The sequence below is a fragment of the Candidatus Liberibacter asiaticus genome (assembly GCF_000590865.3).
GTDB lineage: Bacteria > Pseudomonadota > Alphaproteobacteria > Rhizobiales > Rhizobiaceae > Liberibacter > Liberibacter asiaticus.
Genome location: NZ_CP010804.2, coordinates 276,131 through 293,752, shown reverse-complemented (window position 1 = coordinate 293,752; position 17,622 = coordinate 276,131). Strand labels below are relative to the sequence as shown.

Sequence of the window (17,622 nt, the reverse complement as noted above, 5' to 3'; positions counted from 1 at the left end):
TTTTTGCGATCTTTTAAATTGCAATATCCTGATTATCGGTCAGTATATTTGTGATACGGCAAAAATCTTCTATAGAAAGATTTTCGGCTCTGAGATTTGTTTCTATTCCTGCTTGGTGCAATAAATTTTCACCACCGAGCCTTTTCAAACTTTGCCTTAGTGTTTTGCGTCTTTTCCCAAAGGCTTCTTGCGTAATTTTTTTGAGAGATTCTAAGCAACAAGGAATAGGATTTAAATGAGGAATGAAGTGAATAACGGTTGAAGTTACCTTAGGTGAAGGAAAAAAAACATGAGGTGAAATATCAAACATCATCGTGGCTTTTGTTCTCCAACCAGTAAGGACACTTAATCTTCCATAATGAGGACTGTTTTTTTGTGCTGTTATGCGTTCCCCTACTTCTTTTTGGAAAAGTAGAGTTAATGACTCCCAAAAAGGAGGCCAGGTATCAGCAGAAATCCAGTTAAATAATAATCGTGTTCCAATATTGTATGGGAGATTTGCAATTATACGAATTGGAGAGGATATATTGAAGAATTTTTCAAAATCCACTTTTAACGCATCGTCTTGTATGATTTCTAATCGATTTGGGTGTTGTGAAGAGATATCTTTTAGAATTGGGAAAAACTGTTGATCTTTTTCTATAACAATAACTTTTCGCGCCCCTAATGTGAGGAGCATTTGGGTTAAATTTCCTGGGCCTGCACCAATTTCTATAACGGTAATTCCATCTAACGAACCTGATGATTCCGCGATTTTTTTCAGAATATTAAGGTCCAAAAGAAAATTTTGTCCCATATATTTCTTAGGAATAATTTTATAATGAGAAAGAATAGTTTTCAAGGAATGTGATTTATTGTTCATGGTCATTGCATAAATTCTTTTGATATCCGAGTTGTGCAGCTATTTTTAGAGCAGAAACAAGACTTTCTTCTTGAGTAAGAGAACTGCCTGCAATATCAAAGGCGGTACCATGATCGGGCGAAGTACGCACGAAAGGCAATCCCAGTGTAATGTTGACTGTTTGGTTAAAGTCAAGAGTTTTTATTGGAATAAGTGCTTGATCATGGTACATACAAATAGCGACGTCATAGCATTGGCGTGCGCTATGATGAAACATGCTGTCGGCAGGAAGTGGTCCTATAATATTTTTATTGTCATTTCTTAAATATGTAATAGCTGGAATGATAATATTCTTTTCTTCTATGCCAATAGTTGCATTTTCTCCTGCATGCGGGTTGAGACCTGATATAGCAATACGAGGATTATTGATCCCAAAGTATTTTTTCATAGCATTATACACAGTGTCGGATGTTTCTATAATTCGTTTTGTTGAGAGAATACGACAAATATCTGCAATCGGTATGTGGATCGTTACTGGTACAGTGCGTAATTGTGGTCCTGATAACATCATAACTGGTTTAAAAGTGATTCCTGTATTTTTTTTTGCTAATTCAGCCAGAAATTCTGTATGTCCAGGAAATTTAAATTTCTCTTGATATAGCAAAAACTTTGCAATTGGATTGGTAACAATTGCTAATGCTTGGCCGGATAAAGTAAGAGATACAGCTTTTTCAATATTAGCAATGGTACTAGATGCTGTTTGAGGATTAGGCGTTCCTGTTACAATTTTTGCCCCACATGGAGAACTAATAATCGGCAATGCTTTTTTAAAGATTGAGACAGCATTTTTACAATCTGTTTCATAGAGTGGAACACTAAGATTCAGTTGTTTAGCCCGTGCATTCAAAACATCTACATCTCCGATATAAATGAAAGGAGGAATTGCTGTTATTTGACGACTTGCCCATGCTTTCAGTGATATATCAGGACCAATCCCAGCTGGATCTCCCTGGGTGAGAATCAAGGGTAGAAATTCATCCATAAAGTACATTTACCCTACTAGTAATAATGGATAATTGCGTTTGAACGTAATTTTTTCACATACTCTGCTTCGTGTTTTTCGATCTTTGTAGGAGTATTTTGAGCGCTAAGATATGCTTTTAGAGCAATTTCGCCACCTAAATCTCTTTTATCACAGATAGCAATATACTCCACGCCTTTCTGTGTAACATAAGGATTGGTTGTATTATTTTGTGATTTTTTCAAAAGGTTTTGAAATTGGGGATGTAAGTCAGATTCTAAAAGGTATTGGGCTTTTCCAATAGATACGTCGTGTATTTTAGAGGCAAATTTTTCGAGTTTATTACAATCTTTTGGTAATCTAAGGCGTGATTCTTCTGCATCCTTGATTCTTTTTTGGACAAAACCTTGATTTTGCAATTTATTGTCAGGTATTGAAAAGAGTACTGTCCTTATAAGATATTCTCGGACAGTTATGTTTTTCATTTTTTGTTTATTAGCAGGTATTTCCATCTCAAGATTGCCGTATTTTAACATGAAATCGTTTTTTACGACGTCGGGCCATATTGATTGTATTGCAAGGTATTGCTTGAAGTGATTGTCTCCGATGCCTTGTTTATCTAAAAAAGAGCTAAAGTCTTCTGCTGAAAGTCCAGTATTTCTAGCATGTTGTACGAAAAAGTAATTAACAGTATTTGAATCAAATGTAATACCAGACTTCTCTATTTCCTGTTTTTTTAAAGTTTCTACTATCAGTTCTTGTACAGCTATTTTCTCAAGTTCTCCATTGATTTTCTGTAGTTTTAATAGAGCTATGCGTTTTGAGATATCGCCATCGGTAATTACTTCTCCATTAATAGTAGTACGTATTCGACTAGACATGGCCCACGATTTATATGAAACAATAGGGACAATACAGAAGATGATTAAGACAAAATATGTTGTAAGCAGTTTGATAAAATCGCTTAATGAAGTAAAAACCTTTGAAGTCATTTGAAATACCTTATATTGGGATTCGTACATCGCTTGTTATTAACTAACATATACGGGCTAACCATCGATATCGATAGGATTGAAATCTCCAATGGTTCGTAGGGATAATCTTGCTTGAATTTTATAACCATGGATGTTTGGGGATTCATTTTTATAAATAATTTTGACAGTAGCACAGTCATTTTGATAGGCTAACCCAATTGAATGAGAGGGGAGTTCAGCACGCATATTCCATTTTAAGGATGCATCTGCAGAAAGCACATCATTTATTTTGAATTTTATTCTAGATTGAATAGTTTTACGTGCGTCATACGCATATAAAGGGTATGCGGGAATATGTGTATAACTGATATTGGCTTCGTATGAACCCATAGTATAATCTATAGTTGTGTCCGTGCGGCGTGTAGACCAATCTTTTGGATTAATCAAAGTTTGAGTGGAAAACGTAATCTTAGGAGATAAAGATAGTCTCACTGCTGCAGCATAATCAGAGAATTTGTCTTCTAGTCCCGAGTTTTGTCCTATGCCTATGGAATCGGGAATGGAAAAAGAATTTGTTCCAAGGATATGGATCGATCGTCCTATTACTCCATTAATTGTAAATAGATTATTAAAACTCCCTATGTAGCGTATTCCTAAATTAGTACGGTTTCCGCCTTCTATTCGGTCAAAACCGGAAAATCTATTTTGTGTAAAGAGAGATGTCGAATTTAATACAAGGCTATGAGAATCTTCATTAGGTATTGTTTTGATATATTTTTCGTCTGTAGCTGCGTATACTTGGGCTATCCCTTCTAAAATATGTCGCGATTTTTGCGTAACAGCTACAATTGGATACCGTATATCTAATCCCGCAGTTAACATCTTGCTCGCTACAAAGTTTGGATTATTGCTTATCGTATCCGAGCTTAAATCTCTGTTGAAAGAAAGGTAATGTAGATCACCTCTTATATTTGCAATAGGTGTAAAAAGTATCCCCAAGGGTCCTATAATTTTTTTTCTCCAGTCTGCTTCTATACTTAATCGTCTATTTATACCATTAGGAATCCAGGGTTGTGAATCATGCTTCATTTGGTTGATAGTGTTTTTTTCTTTTGCACGAGATATTGCTGTAATATTTCCAGTGATGGATATTTGCTGGCTTTTGGCATATTGAAGGTCAACATAGCGATAGTCTATGAGAGGATAAATATTGGCTTGTGGGAATTTTTTTTCGTTCTTGGATAATGGTTCCTGTATGTGGTAATGCAATGCTCGCATATCAAAACTATTTTTTTCGCCAGTTCCTGTCAGATATATTTGATTTATGTTTATTCTTTTGCTAAGAGCATCTGAATAATAGTTATAAGAAAGCTGGCCAGAAGTTTGTTTTTTCAGGTGCCATCCAAGATTCCATATAGGATTTATCTCGAACTCTGCAATGGATGCTAGCATTGCTTGGTGGCGTTCTTCACCTGATTCAACGTTATTATTATACATGTAAGCTGCATGTAATGTATGTTTGCCGCTGTGAAAGTACTTGCGCAGTTCCATTTCACCTAAAATCCCTTTTTTAGGATGAGGAGAAAACGTAAAGGTTGCATCTGAGTTATCAGATATAACCAAATAATATGGTATGCCAACTCCGAATCTTTGTTTCTCTCCGGAAGAAAATAATGGTGTGAGGAAACCTGTTTTGCGGACTACAGTTTCATCTGGAATTTCAATCAACGGAAAATAGAATATGGAATTTCCGAAAATTTCTAAATAAGGCTTCTCTAGGCGTATAGTATGTGTCTTCCTATTGAGGATAGCTCTTTTAGATTTTACTATCCAAAAAGGAGGGCGACTGTTCGGTTTTGAACAGCTAGAACAAGCTGTGTACGTCCCTTTATCAAATATAGTTCTTTGCCCGATGATTTGCGCACTTGAAGCGGTTAGATAGGTTTCGTCTGCTGGAATCTTGATGGTGAGGTTCTTGATGATACCATTTGTAAAATCATCAGTTATGTCAAGATATTCTGCATGTATTTGGCGTTTATCAGGCTCAATGAGTTTAATATTACCGCTAGCAATAATTCTATGGTTCTTATGATTAAATGTTATGTCGCGGGCAGATAAATGATATCCTTTATATTCTATTTTTACGTTTCCAACAGCAGTGGTAGTGCTTCCTTCGGAATTAAGAACGATCTCGTCTGAAGATATATCTAGTTCTGAGTGACGATTAGTTTCGTTCTTTTTTATTTTAGAAGGAGTACTCGTGGTAGTTTGTTCATTGGAGGGGGGCGTCCCTTGGGGGGTTATTATATTAAATGCTAGAAAAAAAGTAGTTGCACCTATTAGATGTCTGTAATTATATCGCAATGTTAACCGTCCTCTTTCTGCAGAAGAATTAATATGCTAAGGGATATTGTGAGAATCACTGGAATTAACGCGGCGGCAACAGGAAGCAAAATGCCACTTTTCCCAAAGGATTTCATGATTGTTATAATAGTATAAAGCATAAATCCAGAAAATATTCCGTATGCCACGATAATACGAGGCTGATTAGATCGACTAAATTCTAAAGACACAGAGGCCGCTATCAAGGTCATAGCTACAAGCATGAGTGGTATAACTATGAGAAAATAGAATTGAGTTTCCGCACGATAGTTATGAAAAATGTTTGATTTATTAGAGAAACTCATCTTTTTGATTATTTCATAAAAGGAACGCGATGCGAATTGTTCAGAAAATTTTTGAAAACCATCCATTTTAATAGGGATATTGAGTGTCGTTGAATTTTTATCAATTGGAATCCTGCCATATTGATACTCAACTACTTTTTTGAGTTTTACTTTGTCATTGTATATGATAGCAAGATCGGCATCTTTTCGATGAATAATTTTGTTTTTTTTATCAATAGTAATAGAAGTGAAATCTTCCCAGATATGATTTTCTGATAGTTTTTTTTTTGCACCTATGAAGATATCTTGCTGAGGATTGCTTATTTGCATCCAAGGGATGATATCTGATTTTTGTTTGTCGCCATTATCTTTCCATTGTTGTATGAGATCGATGCCTATTTTTTCTCCTGATGTAGCAATCGGATTGATCACTAATACTGTAAAAATCCCTAATAGAATAGATCCAACGACAAAAGGATTGAGTAGTTGCCATATGGAAATTCCTATGGCACGTGAGATCACTAATTCACTGGTTCTGTTTAGGTTAAAAAAAACAACTATGTTCACAACTAGTGTGATAAATGGAATGATTTGTTGAATGATTAATGGTACGCGCGTAGCTGCTAGTACCGCTCCACGAGATATGCTATAATTGGGTAATTCGCCCATTTGATTCTGTATTTCATTCAAGTCAATAACGAAAACCAATATCATAGCTCCTAATAAGAAGTACAAAGTAGTTTTCAAATAGTATTTGAAAAAGTATCGCCATAAGATGCCTGGCATGGAATCTCCATTATCATCACAAATATAGTTCATTAAATTATTATATTTTCGTATACTTCTTCTTAATCATAAGGAGAAATATGCTGGATATGCAAAAAAGGAATAGATATAAAATAGGGATGTAGTAAGGATTTTGTTCAATTTTATGTATAATATAAGAAAATCCCCAAAAAACCCCGAAAGATATAGATAGCGATATGAAGATAGGATGTATTTTCTTACGCTGACGGACCAATGCTCTTTTATCGGCTGCAACTATAGAAATCAACCCAAATATTACGGGAAATAGCCACTGTGTCAGTCGCTTGTGAAATTCTGAACGATATGTCTCTAGGAGTTCTGGTCGATAGTTGGGATTATTAGGGTTGGGATTGAGAAGAAAGGATAGATTTTGATCGTTTGCTTTGAGTACAATGGTTGAGGAATTAGCAGATTCTGTCTGTAGAGTATAAGATTTAAATTTCATAATTGATATGTCTTTAGATATAGGCGATTTTCTATGTACTTCACCGTCATTTAAAATTATTGCTTGTCTATCTAAATCTATGGATCCACTCTGTGCGTAGTATATTTTGTGCGTTTGAGTATCACGTGAGTCCACTATGAAAATCCCTTGTAAGGTATTGTTTGGATTATATTTTGAAATTTTGATATATAAATCGTCATCAAGGCGGAAGAATAAATTTTCTTCTAGATAAGAGAACGTGAGCGCTAACTGTGCTTTTGCGCTGAGTTGTTTAATGGTAGAGCGACATTTGGGTTCTATGATATTTTCTGATATGAATAAAAATATACTCAATAAGATAGCTAAAAATAAAACAGGTTTTATAAGTGTAATGCGTGATGTACCTGTATTATCAATAATTAACAGTTCTGTATTTCGATTCATGGAAGTGAGGACATTAGTGGTTTCCATCGCAAAGCAGAAAGGAGTAACCATTGGAAGTACTGTTGGAATGAGATAGCCAGATATTTTGAGCAAAATATTTAGGGATTCAGTACTGCTTGATACAAGATTGATCCGTTGTAAAATTTGTATTACCCATGCGATAAAAACTATAAAAAGGCATGACATGAGAAATGATCGGCCTATGCAACGCAATATATAAAGCTCAAACGATTTCATAGGAAAGATAAAAAATCCCAAAGACAGTTTCTGTGGAGTATAAAAAACACTGTGCATTGCAATTTTTGCCGTGAGCACTGTGTTTGTATTCCCCGAAGTGGTTAGGTACATATCATCACCTTATTACACATAAAGAGGATTGTCAGCCGTATTTTTGTATTTTATAAAGAGGGTACTTATGGATTTATAGTACACAAAATAGGTAAGATCAAAATTATGGATATAAAGTTTTCATTTGCAAAGAATCCTTCTATTAAACAGGAAGGATTAGCGATTCTTTTAAAAACGAGTTTTTCCGATGTAGCAGGTCTTTCTCTTATTGGTTCTCCAAGTATTGTCATGCGTGCGGTATCTGTTAAAAACTTTATAGGTGAATCTAAATCGCATTTAAACATTCTAGCTCCCGTAGATTGTGTATGGGATCGTTTAGTTGTTGCTGGTATTGGTGATCCTAGGGATGCTAATTTTTCTTGGTTAAAAGCAGGTGGAAGTATTGCCTCTTATATTGAAGAAGACAAAAATATCGAAATATTTGTTGATGTACCTGAATATCCTATCACTAAAGCAGAAATCAGAGATCTTGTTCTCGGATTTATGCTGAAGACTTATACTTTTGATCAATATAAAACTAAGAAGAGAGAGAGTTCTTCTCCACGGTCTAAGGAAAATATCTCTGTCACGATCGTGACAGAGATGATTCAGCAATCTTCTCAAGTTGTAGCGGATATTCAATCTGTTGTTAAAGGAGTGAATCTAGCTCGAGATATTATCAATGAACCTGCCAATGTTTTGGGTACAGATGAATTTTGCAAACAAGTCAGGAAACTGGAAAGTCTTGGAGTTGCAGTAGAAATCCTCGATAAGGAAGCCATGCATAAGCTTGGAATGAACGCTCTTTTGGCTGTGGCTCAGGGGTCTTCTCGTCCTCCATATTTAGCTGTAATGAAGTGGGAAGGTGGAGATTCAGAAGAGCAACCCCTTGCTTTTATAGGAAAGGGAGTCGTATTCGACACTGGAGGAATTTCTATTAAGCCTTCGCATGGGATGGAAGAAATGAAAGGTGATTTGGGTGGTGCTGCAGCCGTTACTGGATTACTGCATGTTTTAGCGGAGCGAAAGGCGAAGATCAACGCCATTGGTGTTTTGGCTCTTGTTGAAAATATGCCTGGTTCTTCTGCACAGCGTCCTGGCGATATAGTGCGGTCGATGTCCGGTCAAACCATTGAAGTTATTAACACTGATGCAGAAGGAAGGCTGATTCTTGCGGATGCGTTGTGGTACTGTCGCACTCATTATAATCCTCATTTGATGATTGATTTGGCCACGTTGACAGGTGCAATGGTGGTTTCTCTAGGGAATATTTACGCTGGATTGTTTGCAAATAATGATGTGTTAGCAGAACAATTGCTTTCTTCTGGATTGTCTACAGGAGAGCTTCTCTGGCGTATGCCTATGAATGAGGAATATAATAAACTCATTGAAAGTAAGTTTGCTGATATGAAAAATATTGGGGGGCGGGGTGCTGGATCTATTGTAGCTGCTCAGTTTTTGGAAAAATTCGTACAAGATGCTTCTTGGGCGCATATAGATATTGCTGGTGTAGCGACGGGAGGATATCCTAAAGAGATTAATCAATCTTGGGCATCAGGATTTGGAGTGCGTTTGTTAGATGAATTTGTGAGAGCTTTTTATGAGAAATGAGAACTCTTCTTTTTTATCGCTTCAAAAACGATTGGGAGTATAACCTCCTAGTTTTGTTGCAAGATGAGTATGAAAAAGGTAAAAGGGTCTCTGTTCAATGTGGGTCTGAAAGGGTACGTGATTCATTAAATGAGTACTTGTGGACGTGGAAAAAAGATGGTTTTCTTCCTCATGGTGTAGATGTGGGAGATGAGGGGGATTTTTCTTCTTTTCAACCAGTTTTGCTGACGATAAGCTCTTTGAATGCTAATACCTCTACTATACGGTTTCTTGTAGATGAGGCTTCCATGCATATAGGGGATGTAGATTATTACGAGAAGGTAGTTTTTATTATAAACACTGATGATCAGGGGAGTCTTGAATGGGGGCGTGCACATTGGCGAAGCCTTAAAAATAGTGGATATGCGCCAGATGTTATATGAGTATCTAGCCTGTTATAAACAAATTGTGTTTGGAAAAGAAAATTTTTATTGAAATTCCCTGGATCGATTACAATGTTTAATATATTGTGATAGGATGGATAAGAGGTTCGCGATTACTATAATATGCGATTTGATGATAAATCAAAGATTATGAGAATTTAAAATAGGATTGATATGGTTATAGAAAAAACTTTTTCAATGATCAAACCTGATGCTGTGAAGCGTAATTTGATCGGCTCTATTGTTAAAGAGTTAGAAGATTATGGGTTATGCGTAGTAGCTGCTAAGTTTTGTTGGATGAATAGAAAACAGGCCGAAGATTTTTATCTAATTCATAAGGATCGTCCTTTTTTCCCTGAATTAGTACAGGCAATGATTTCGGGTCCAGTTTTTTTGCAGGTTCTTAAAGGAGAGGAGGCTATTTCCAAAAACCGTGAGGTTATGGGAGATACTGATCCTAAAAAAGCCTTGAAAGGTACTATCCGTAATAAATATGGTATTTCAATTGGCGAAAACTCGATTCATGGTTCGGATTCTTTGAAAACTGCATTGGAAGAGATATCTTATTGGTTCGCTAGAAATGAAATTATAGGATAGAGTTCGCTTTTTTTTTTAGTGATGTATGAATGATATATTCTAAATCTTATGAGGTTTTCCCTGACGTCTTCTTTTGTTGATTCGATTGAAAAGAAAGAGGAGTTTTACAACACGAATGATGCATCCTTTTATTTTTGACGGTATGGGGAATATTAGATTTTTGAAATTCAATGGAGAAGGGGGATATTCTAAATATTACAGGAATTTTATAATATCATGTCGAACGTATCGCGTTTTTACGGCAATTTTTTGAAATAGATAAATTGATAGTGTGGGTCATGGGATCCTGTGTTTAATTAGCACTTACAAAGGATCTTTTTTTGTGAATCATCTATTTTCGAAGCTTCGGTGGGTATATCTACTGTAAGTAATTGGCGGACATATGTCTGAAGATCAAGTCATTCTATTTCGTTTTGTGTCCTCTTGCATCAAAAGATGAAATTGTCTTCAAAGATAGTGGCAAGTATAATACTTATTATGAATAAGGTTGATCGTTTTTTTATCTTTAAAAGAATTTTTCTATGGGATAGAGGCAGTGTCTTATAAAGATGCTTCCATCATATTTATTTGTATAATGTTATAACAAGCATTTTTACCATGTTGATATATTGAGGTTATTATAAATATACAACGTTCTTATCTCTTTTATAATATTTATTTTATAGTCTAAAGAGAATTTTTTATCAAATATACATTTCAAAAAAGATATTACGGAAATAATTTATGGTTTTTGACACAAAGTTTATTTTTTATTCTAAAAAGTTAATAAAATCTTGTACAGGGCATTTCTTCATCATAACAGCATTACTCATGCCAGTTATGTTAGGGGTAGGTGGTATGCTCGTTGATGTAGTGCGTTGGTCGTATTATGAACATGCTTTAAAACAAGCGGCTCAAACAGCTATTATTACTGCTTCAGTGCCATTGATACAATCTTTAGAGGAGGTTTCTTCTCGCGCAAAAAATTCTTTTACATTTCCAAAACAAAAGATAGAGGAGTATTTGATACGTAATTTTGAGAATAATCTAAAGAAAAATTTTACCGATAGAGAAGTGAGAGATATTGTTCGAGATACGGCAGTGGAAATGAATCCTCGGAAATCGGCATACCAAGTTGTTCTTTCTTCGCGCTATGATTTATTGCTCAATCCTTTGTCTTTATTTTTAAGATCTATGGGGATAAAGTCGTGGCTAATACAAACTAAAGCTGAAGCCGAAACAGTTTCTAGAAGTTATCACAAAGAACATGGTGTATCCATTCAATGGGTCATTGATTTCTCTCGTTCCATGTTGGATTATCAAAGAGATTCTGAGGGGCAACCACTGAATTGTTTTGGTCAACCTGCTGATAGGACTGTGAAATCGTATTCTTCGCAGAACGGTAAAGTTGGAATTAGGGACGAAAAATTATCCCCTTATATGGTTTCTTGTAACAAGTCTTTATATTATATGTTGTATCCAGGCCCATTAGATCCATCGTTGTCAGAAGAGCATTTTGTTGATTCTTCTAGTCTCCGGCACGTGATTAAGAAAAAACATCTTGTACGTGACGCATTGGCTAGCGTAATCCGGAGTATTAAGAAAATAGATAATGTTAACGATACAGTACGAATGGGAGCAACTTTTTTTAACGATCGAGTTATATCTGATCCTTCTTTTTCTTGGGGGGTGCATAAACTGATAAGGACTATAGTGAAGACATTCGCTATAGATGAGAATGAGATGGGGTCTACAGCTATTAATGATGCGATGCAAACAGCGTACGATACAATCATTTCCTCGAATGAGGATGAAGTGCATCGAATGAAAAATAATCTAGAGGCGAAAAAATATATAGTATTGTTGACAGACGGAGAGAATACTCAAGATAATGAAGAAGGAATTGCAATATGCAATAAAGCTAAATCACAAGGCATAAGAATAATGACAATAGCTTTTTCAGTGAATAAGACGCAGCAAGAAAAAGCGCGATACTTTTTAAGTAACTGTGCGAGTCCAAATAGTTTTTTTGAAGCTAATAGTACTCATGAACTTAATAAAATTTTTCGTGATCGTATAGGCAATGAGATTTTTGAACGCGTGATTAGAATCACGAAATAAGAATTATTCTTCTTTAATACAAGGTGCAGTGGGGAAGTAGTATGATGGATGCTTAGATAATCGAAAAACTTTAATGGGTTGAAATATACACAAAGTAGTTAATGTTAATTATAACAACATATTTTCTTTTATGTTTCATTGCATTGCGTCAAAGTTTTTTATTGATGATGAGGGAGGATTATCATATTATGGCGTGGTGTGTGCAACAAAGAGGCATAATCTCTCCAAGGAGGCGACACCGATGATAATCTTTGAATCATCATAATCGGCTCGTGAATGTATTATGTGCATGTCATTAAATTCGTAAGCATAATGTATTACCGATTATTTTTAAAAATATTCAGAAGATGCGCACAATTTTGAAAACCAGTGGCCATATTTAATAATGGTAGGTGAATTTCTTTCTTTGGATTATTATTAATTTTTCAGAAGATACTCTTCTGAAATGTATAACGCGACCAAGTAGAAATATAGAAAAATGCATCTCTTTAGATTATTACCTAGCTATTGTAAGGAGATCATCGTGATTTTATTTGGCTAGCAAAAGACGCTAGAAGAGCGAACAAGATAAATCATTCAATTCCTATATATTTATTGAATAACTTAGGATCTAACTTCTTCTCCCATCGGCTTACGACGACTGTCATCACTGCATTTCCAATGAAATTTGTCACTGAACGGCATTCTGACATAAATCTGTCAACGCCTAATATCAAGGTCATGCCTGCAATTGGTAATGATGGAACTAAGGTTATGGTCGCAGCTAGGGTTATAAAAGCGGATCCTGTCACTCCTGCTGCTCCTTTCGACGATACCATTGCTATTAAAAGGAGAGAGAGCTGATCCGTCAAGCTTAAAGGAACATTGGTTGCCTGTGAGATGAATAATGTTGCCAATGTTATATAGATGTTGCTACCATCAAGATTAAAAGAATATCCTGTAGGCACAACCATACTCACGATTGAACGGTGGCATCCAGCTTCTTCCATTTTTTTCATTAATCCAGGAAGGGCAGATTCTGAGGAAGAAGTACTTAAAACTAAAAGGACTTCTTCTTTTAGAAAAATGATTAGTTTGATTATGGAAAACCTGCAAAATCGTGCTAAAATTCCTAGGACTCCTAAAATAAAAAAAGCAGATGTGGCATATAAACAGAACACTAAGAATATAAGATTAGAGATTGAAGATAGGCCATACTTTCCTATTGTAAAGGACATGGCGCCGAATGCTCCTAGAGGCGCAATTCGCATAACAATGGAGACCATTCTAAAAACAGGGAAATTAATTTCTTCAAGACATTTTCTAATAGTATCTGACTTTTCTCCCACCAGAGAAAGAGAAATTCCAAAGAGTAAAGCCACAATTAATGTTTGTAATATATTTCCAGATGTCAAAGCACTCAAGGCTGTATCAGGGATCATATCTTGCATAAATCCAATAAAAGACTTCGCATGAGATGATTTGATATGTGCGATACTTTCTGTATTCAGGGACTTTAAGTCGACATTCATTCCAATGCCAGGTTTAGCTATATTTCCAACGATTAATCCAATAACTAGCGCGAACATTGAAAATACAAAGAAGAGGAACATTGCCTTCCAAAAAATTTGCCCAATCACCTTCATATCTTTCATCCGTGCAATCCCTGTGGAAACGGTAAGGAATATTACAGGTGTTATGAGCATCTTTGTTGTTTTTACGAAGATATCACCCAGCGGCTGCATTTGCACGCCTATCTGTGGAACAAAGTGACCAAGCGCCATGCCACTGAAAATCGCTACAAGGACTTGAATATAAAGAATCTTATATAAAGGGGGACGAATATCTCCATGAACTTGAACTGATTCCTTCATAACATTTTCTCACATCTGTTGCAATATTAAGGTTTTCGCATGTTATACGATCATTATAGAAACGGATTTTTACACGTATCTGTGCATAAAATCTATAGAAATTTCTTATCAATAACGAATATTATAGCTTGCATGGAATTTTTTTAGAATTTCCAGCGTACTTTTCGGTATATGTATCTGTATTTTAGAGATATTTAAATTTTATTGCATCCTTAGTTATCAAAAAATATTTATTGACTGGAGTGGCATTTTAATAATTTTGTTGTGTTGAGAGGATGAGATTGTTGATTGGGAAATTTTTGTTGATTACCTTTCAAATATTTTAGGCCAGTTATCGGTAATGGGATGAATGATTTCTTGTGCGAGAGTAGTGTTTTTTGCTGTGAAAAGAACTTCAGCGGGGAATCCATTGCGTAGTTCTATATTGTTATCGGAGAAAGCAAGGTCAGTGATTTTCAAAATTACTTCATAATATTCTTGTGTTTGTAAATTATTATCCTGTTGTGAAATGATGGGATCTATTTTTTCGATGATTGCTTTGAATTTTTTTTCTCGAATATCAGCATAATGTGGAAAACGTACTGTAGCTGTGTAACCCTTTTTGACGTGTTGAATTTGCTTAGGTGTAACTTTTGCTCTGATATAGGTGAGCTTACTATGAGGTACTATTTTCATTAAGGGTTGTGATTGTTGTGCGTAGTTACTAGAAGAAAAACTTTGATTATATACAATCGTTCCAGCAATTGGGGACAAAATAGTTTTTTGCTCTCTTGTTTTTTCAAGGATAGTCAATTTTGACATTTCGTCTGCGAAAGTTCGTTGGTTTTGTTCTAAATCGCGCGATATTTCTTTGAGGTAATTAGCAAATTCTAGATTTGCTTCATCATATAGCTCATTGATATGACGTAACATATTTTTCTGTTCATGGATGTTTTCTCGTAGTTCAAGGGTGCTTTTATATACGATTCTTTCTTGTTGATTTAAATCATTTTGGCTGACAGCATTTTTTTCAAAAAGATTTTTCATCATTGTTAAATCTTTTTGATGAGATGATAAGAGTGCACGTAATAGAGAACTTTTATTTTCTAGATCAAGGCGATTCAAATAAATACTGCGCATACGTGTTAATTTCATCTTTAATGATCTGTATACACTGGATATCCCATAATTAAAAACTTTGGAGCAAGTGGAGTGATACTTTCCTAAAAAGTCCAATAGTTGTTCTTCGCGGGACTCAAAAGCTTTTTCGAGGACATCGTATTTGTTGTTTAGAAAGTCTAATGCAGATTTCTCAGTGTCTATATGGCATCGTAAATTTTTAATAGATACTTTTTTCAGATCAATTAAATCTGTTGTTTCGATATCTTCAAATGTTAAAAGGGGTGTTCCCTGTAGGATCTGTGAACCATTTTCTACTTGAAATTTTTTGATTATACCAGAAAAGGGAGACTTTATTTCAACGACATTATCCTCATTTAAAATTTCTCCTGAAGAGGAAACAGATATTTCTATTGGAAGTAGAATCGACCATGTAATCAGTCCGATGATCCCAATAATAGATAACAGAGTCATCCTTTTAAGGGATGCAGGGTGATTTCTTTTTAAATTTTTCCACATAAAATGATGCATTATTTTAAATTTTTATCTGATTGTGAGTGACGGTATTGAATTTGAAAATATCTTGTGTTAGTCCAAAAAGGGAGCCTTGTATAGGATGGAATATCAGCGAAAAATCTGACATGCTGATAATTGTTGGATCATGAGATATTATGACAATTGTTTTTTTATTTTCTTTGAATTGTTTGAGCAGTGTATAGAAGTTATTCTTCGCTTCATTATCTAAGTGATAGAGTGGCTCATCCATCAAAAGAATTGCAGGATTATTAGCTATGATGCGTGATAAACGGATTTTTTGTACGATATTATAAGGGATTTCATCAGAACAATAAGTAGTTTGATATCCATTTTTAAGGGATAAAATATCTTCGTGGCATCCTACGATTTTTGCTGTCTTTTGGGCAATGTGTAATGAGTTTTGATCATGAGATAGGATGATATTTTCTGTAATGCTTATAGGAAATAAACTACAGTGTTGTGAAAGATAACCAATTTGTGCAGAAAATTTTTCAATGAAATCGCGAGATATTTGTCTGTCACCAAAAGAAATAGTGCCTTTTTCTAGTGTAAGTAAACCGAGCATGCAAAGTAAGAAATTGCTTTTCCCGCATCCACTTGGTCCAGCAATAATACAACAAGACCCTTCTGGGATAGTAAAAGATAGATTTTGACAAATAAGACGAGATGTTTTTTTATCTCGGAATACTATGTTTTTTGCGGTAATGGTATTATTGGATAGGCGCATGCTTATGGGCTCTTTTTTCGAATCGGATGAATTTAAAAGAGTGGTAAAATCATTTAAATTTATGAGATATTTTAAAGATTTAAGGCCTACATTCAGAGATTTTTTTGAATTGATGATTTGTTCTAAGGGTGCCATTGCTCGAGCAGTAATAATGGAAGTCGCTATAATAGCACCAGCCGATAATTTTTGATGGATAACCAACCAGGCGCCAATCCCTAGAATTGAAGACTGTAAAGTCATGCGGAGTGTTTTTGTTACAGAGATTCCAAAATAGTATTTTTTTGCGATAAGTGATTGATATTCTTGTGAAGTAGCACGTTTTTTATTCCAATATGTTAATAAAAAATCACGTGTGGAAGGAGCATATATGTATTCTGAATTATGCAGTATTGCTTTTCCGAAATTTATTTCATCTTGTCGACTCTTTTTGTATCTGCGTTCTAATCGTTCATTATTAGCTTGAAATAAAATAGTTATAGTAAGCAGTAGGATTCCACTTAGGATTGCCCAAGATCCTAATATTGGGTGAATACAAAAACTTAGTATAATAAAGATTGGAGTGAATAGGATGTCAAGCAAGGCAGGTAACACAGGTGACGTGATAAATTGTTTGAGCTGATCTAGTGATGAGATGATGGAGAAAAGAGATGTGCCATCCATTTCATATTTTTTAGTCACGGTTATGATATAAGGTTTAAAAAAACGTTCTATCAAATGAGATGACTCTATAAGTAGTCTTGAGCGTATTAAATCAAAACCAAAGAATAGTGCGTAGAGGAAAAGTGTTATGGTGCTTAAGGCGATCAGATTAATTTTGCTCTGCGTACCGATGACACTATCATAGATGTGCATCATGTATAGAGGATTAGTCAAATAAAGAATATTTATAAAAAAACTCGGCAATATAGTAATACAAAAAAATGAGAAGTATATTTTCATAAAATTAGCAGAGTATTTTAAGTGATACATGAAAAATCCTTATATTTATTATTAAAATTAATTATAAAAATTATATTTCAAATATTGTGTTTATTGATCATCGCAATAGCGTTTTTATGGTATTACAAATTATAGACTTTGAGCTAATTAATTAATAATATAAATAAGGAATATTTATATAATAATTAAAAAAATGATACTCCACATTTTATTAAAGAAGGTCTTGGATTTTCA

The 17,622-nt window shown here is 34.8% G+C and carries 13 protein-coding genes; 4 read left to right on the top strand and 9 right to left on the bottom strand.

From position 1 onward, the window contains the following. Positions 1 to 13: 13 nt before the first annotated feature. From rsmA to CD16_RS01335, 6 genes are all read right to left on the bottom strand, one after another. Positions 14 to 868: a 16S rRNA (adenine(1518)-N(6)/adenine(1519)-N(6))-dimethyltransferase RsmA gene (rsmA, locus tag CD16_RS01360; protein ID WP_012778617.1), complete on the bottom strand. Its 855-nt coding sequence runs from the start codon at positions 866 to 868 to the stop codon at positions 14 to 16. Then, on the bottom strand, positions 852 to 1,883 hold the full coding sequence (gene pdxA, locus CD16_RS01355) for a 4-hydroxythreonine-4-phosphate dehydrogenase PdxA (RefSeq protein ID WP_012778616.1): 1,032 nt from the start codon (positions 1,881 to 1,883) through the stop codon (positions 852 to 854). Before pdxA ends, rsmA begins: the two co-directional genes overlap by 17 nt. A gap of 17 nt (positions 1,884 to 1,900) precedes the next feature. Continuing rightward, positions 1,901 to 2,743, bottom strand: coding sequence for a SurA N-terminal domain-containing protein (locus CD16_RS01350; RefSeq protein ID WP_238556179.1), 843 nt, complete (start codon positions 2,741 to 2,743; stop codon positions 1,901 to 1,903). Positions 2,744 to 2,911: 168 nt separating this feature from the next. Then, on the bottom strand, positions 2,912 to 5,200 hold the full coding sequence (locus tag CD16_RS01345; protein WP_012778614.1) for an LPS-assembly protein LptD: 2,289 nt from the start codon (positions 5,198 to 5,200) through the stop codon (positions 2,912 to 2,914). A gap of 2 nt (positions 5,201 to 5,202) precedes the next feature. Then, complete coding sequence (locus tag CD16_RS01340; protein ID WP_244612078.1) at positions 5,203 to 6,216, bottom strand: LptF/LptG family permease; 1,014 nt, start codon at positions 6,214 to 6,216, stop codon at positions 5,203 to 5,205. A 112-nt stretch (positions 6,217 to 6,328) separates the two neighbouring features. Beyond that, a complete protein-coding gene (locus tag CD16_RS01335; protein ID WP_238556178.1) occupies positions 6,329 to 7,363 on the bottom strand; it encodes an LptF/LptG family permease in 1,035 nt (344 codons plus the stop codon). A 267-nt stretch (positions 7,364 to 7,630) separates the two neighbouring features. Here CD16_RS01335 and CD16_RS01330 point away from each other — a divergent pair, with 267 nt between their 5' ends. The 4 genes from CD16_RS01330 to CD16_RS01315 all read left to right on the top strand — a co-directional run bounded on the left by CD16_RS01330 (position 7,631) and on the right by CD16_RS01315 (position 12,234). Next, complete coding sequence (locus CD16_RS01330) at positions 7,631 to 9,115, top strand: leucyl aminopeptidase (protein WP_012778611.1); 1,485 nt, start codon at positions 7,631 to 7,633, stop codon at positions 9,113 to 9,115. Then, positions 9,112 to 9,537 (top strand): DNA polymerase III subunit chi, encoded by a 426-nt coding sequence (locus CD16_RS01325; protein ID WP_012778610.1) that lies wholly within the window; start codon positions 9,112 to 9,114, stop codon positions 9,535 to 9,537. The genes CD16_RS01330 and CD16_RS01325 overlap by 4 nt, the downstream gene beginning before the upstream one ends. A 174-nt stretch (positions 9,538 to 9,711) precedes the next feature. After that, positions 9,712 to 10,134, top strand: a complete 423-nt coding sequence (gene ndk, locus CD16_RS01320) for a nucleoside-diphosphate kinase (RefSeq protein ID WP_012778609.1) — start codon at positions 9,712 to 9,714, stop codon at positions 10,132 to 10,134. A 723-nt stretch (positions 10,135 to 10,857) separates the two neighbouring features. Further along, positions 10,858 to 12,234 (top strand): vWA domain-containing protein, encoded by a 1,377-nt coding sequence (locus CD16_RS01315; RefSeq protein ID WP_012778607.1) that lies wholly within the window; start codon positions 10,858 to 10,860, stop codon positions 12,232 to 12,234. Positions 12,235 to 12,806: 572 nt separating this feature from the next. Here the strand turns inward: CD16_RS01315 and dctA are convergent. The 3 genes from dctA to CD16_RS01300 all read right to left on the bottom strand — a co-directional run bounded on the left by dctA (position 12,807) and on the right by CD16_RS01300 (position 17,163). Then, the gene (gene dctA, locus CD16_RS01310; protein ID WP_012778606.1) at positions 12,807 to 14,087 is read right to left on the bottom strand and encodes a C4-dicarboxylate transporter DctA; all 1,281 of its coding nucleotides are present in this window, start codon (positions 14,085 to 14,087) and stop codon (positions 12,807 to 12,809) included. A 306-nt stretch (positions 14,088 to 14,393) separates the two neighbouring features. Continuing rightward, positions 14,394 to 15,704: an HlyD family secretion protein gene (locus CD16_RS01305; RefSeq protein WP_236301219.1), complete on the bottom strand. Its 1,311-nt coding sequence runs from the start codon at positions 15,702 to 15,704 to the stop codon at positions 14,394 to 14,396. A 16-nt stretch (positions 15,705 to 15,720) separates the two neighbouring features. Beyond that, on the bottom strand, positions 15,721 to 17,163 hold the full coding sequence (locus tag CD16_RS01300; protein ID WP_015452347.1) for an ATP-binding cassette domain-containing protein: 1,443 nt from the start codon (positions 17,161 to 17,163) through the stop codon (positions 15,721 to 15,723). Positions 17,164 to 17,622 lie beyond the last annotated feature (459 nt).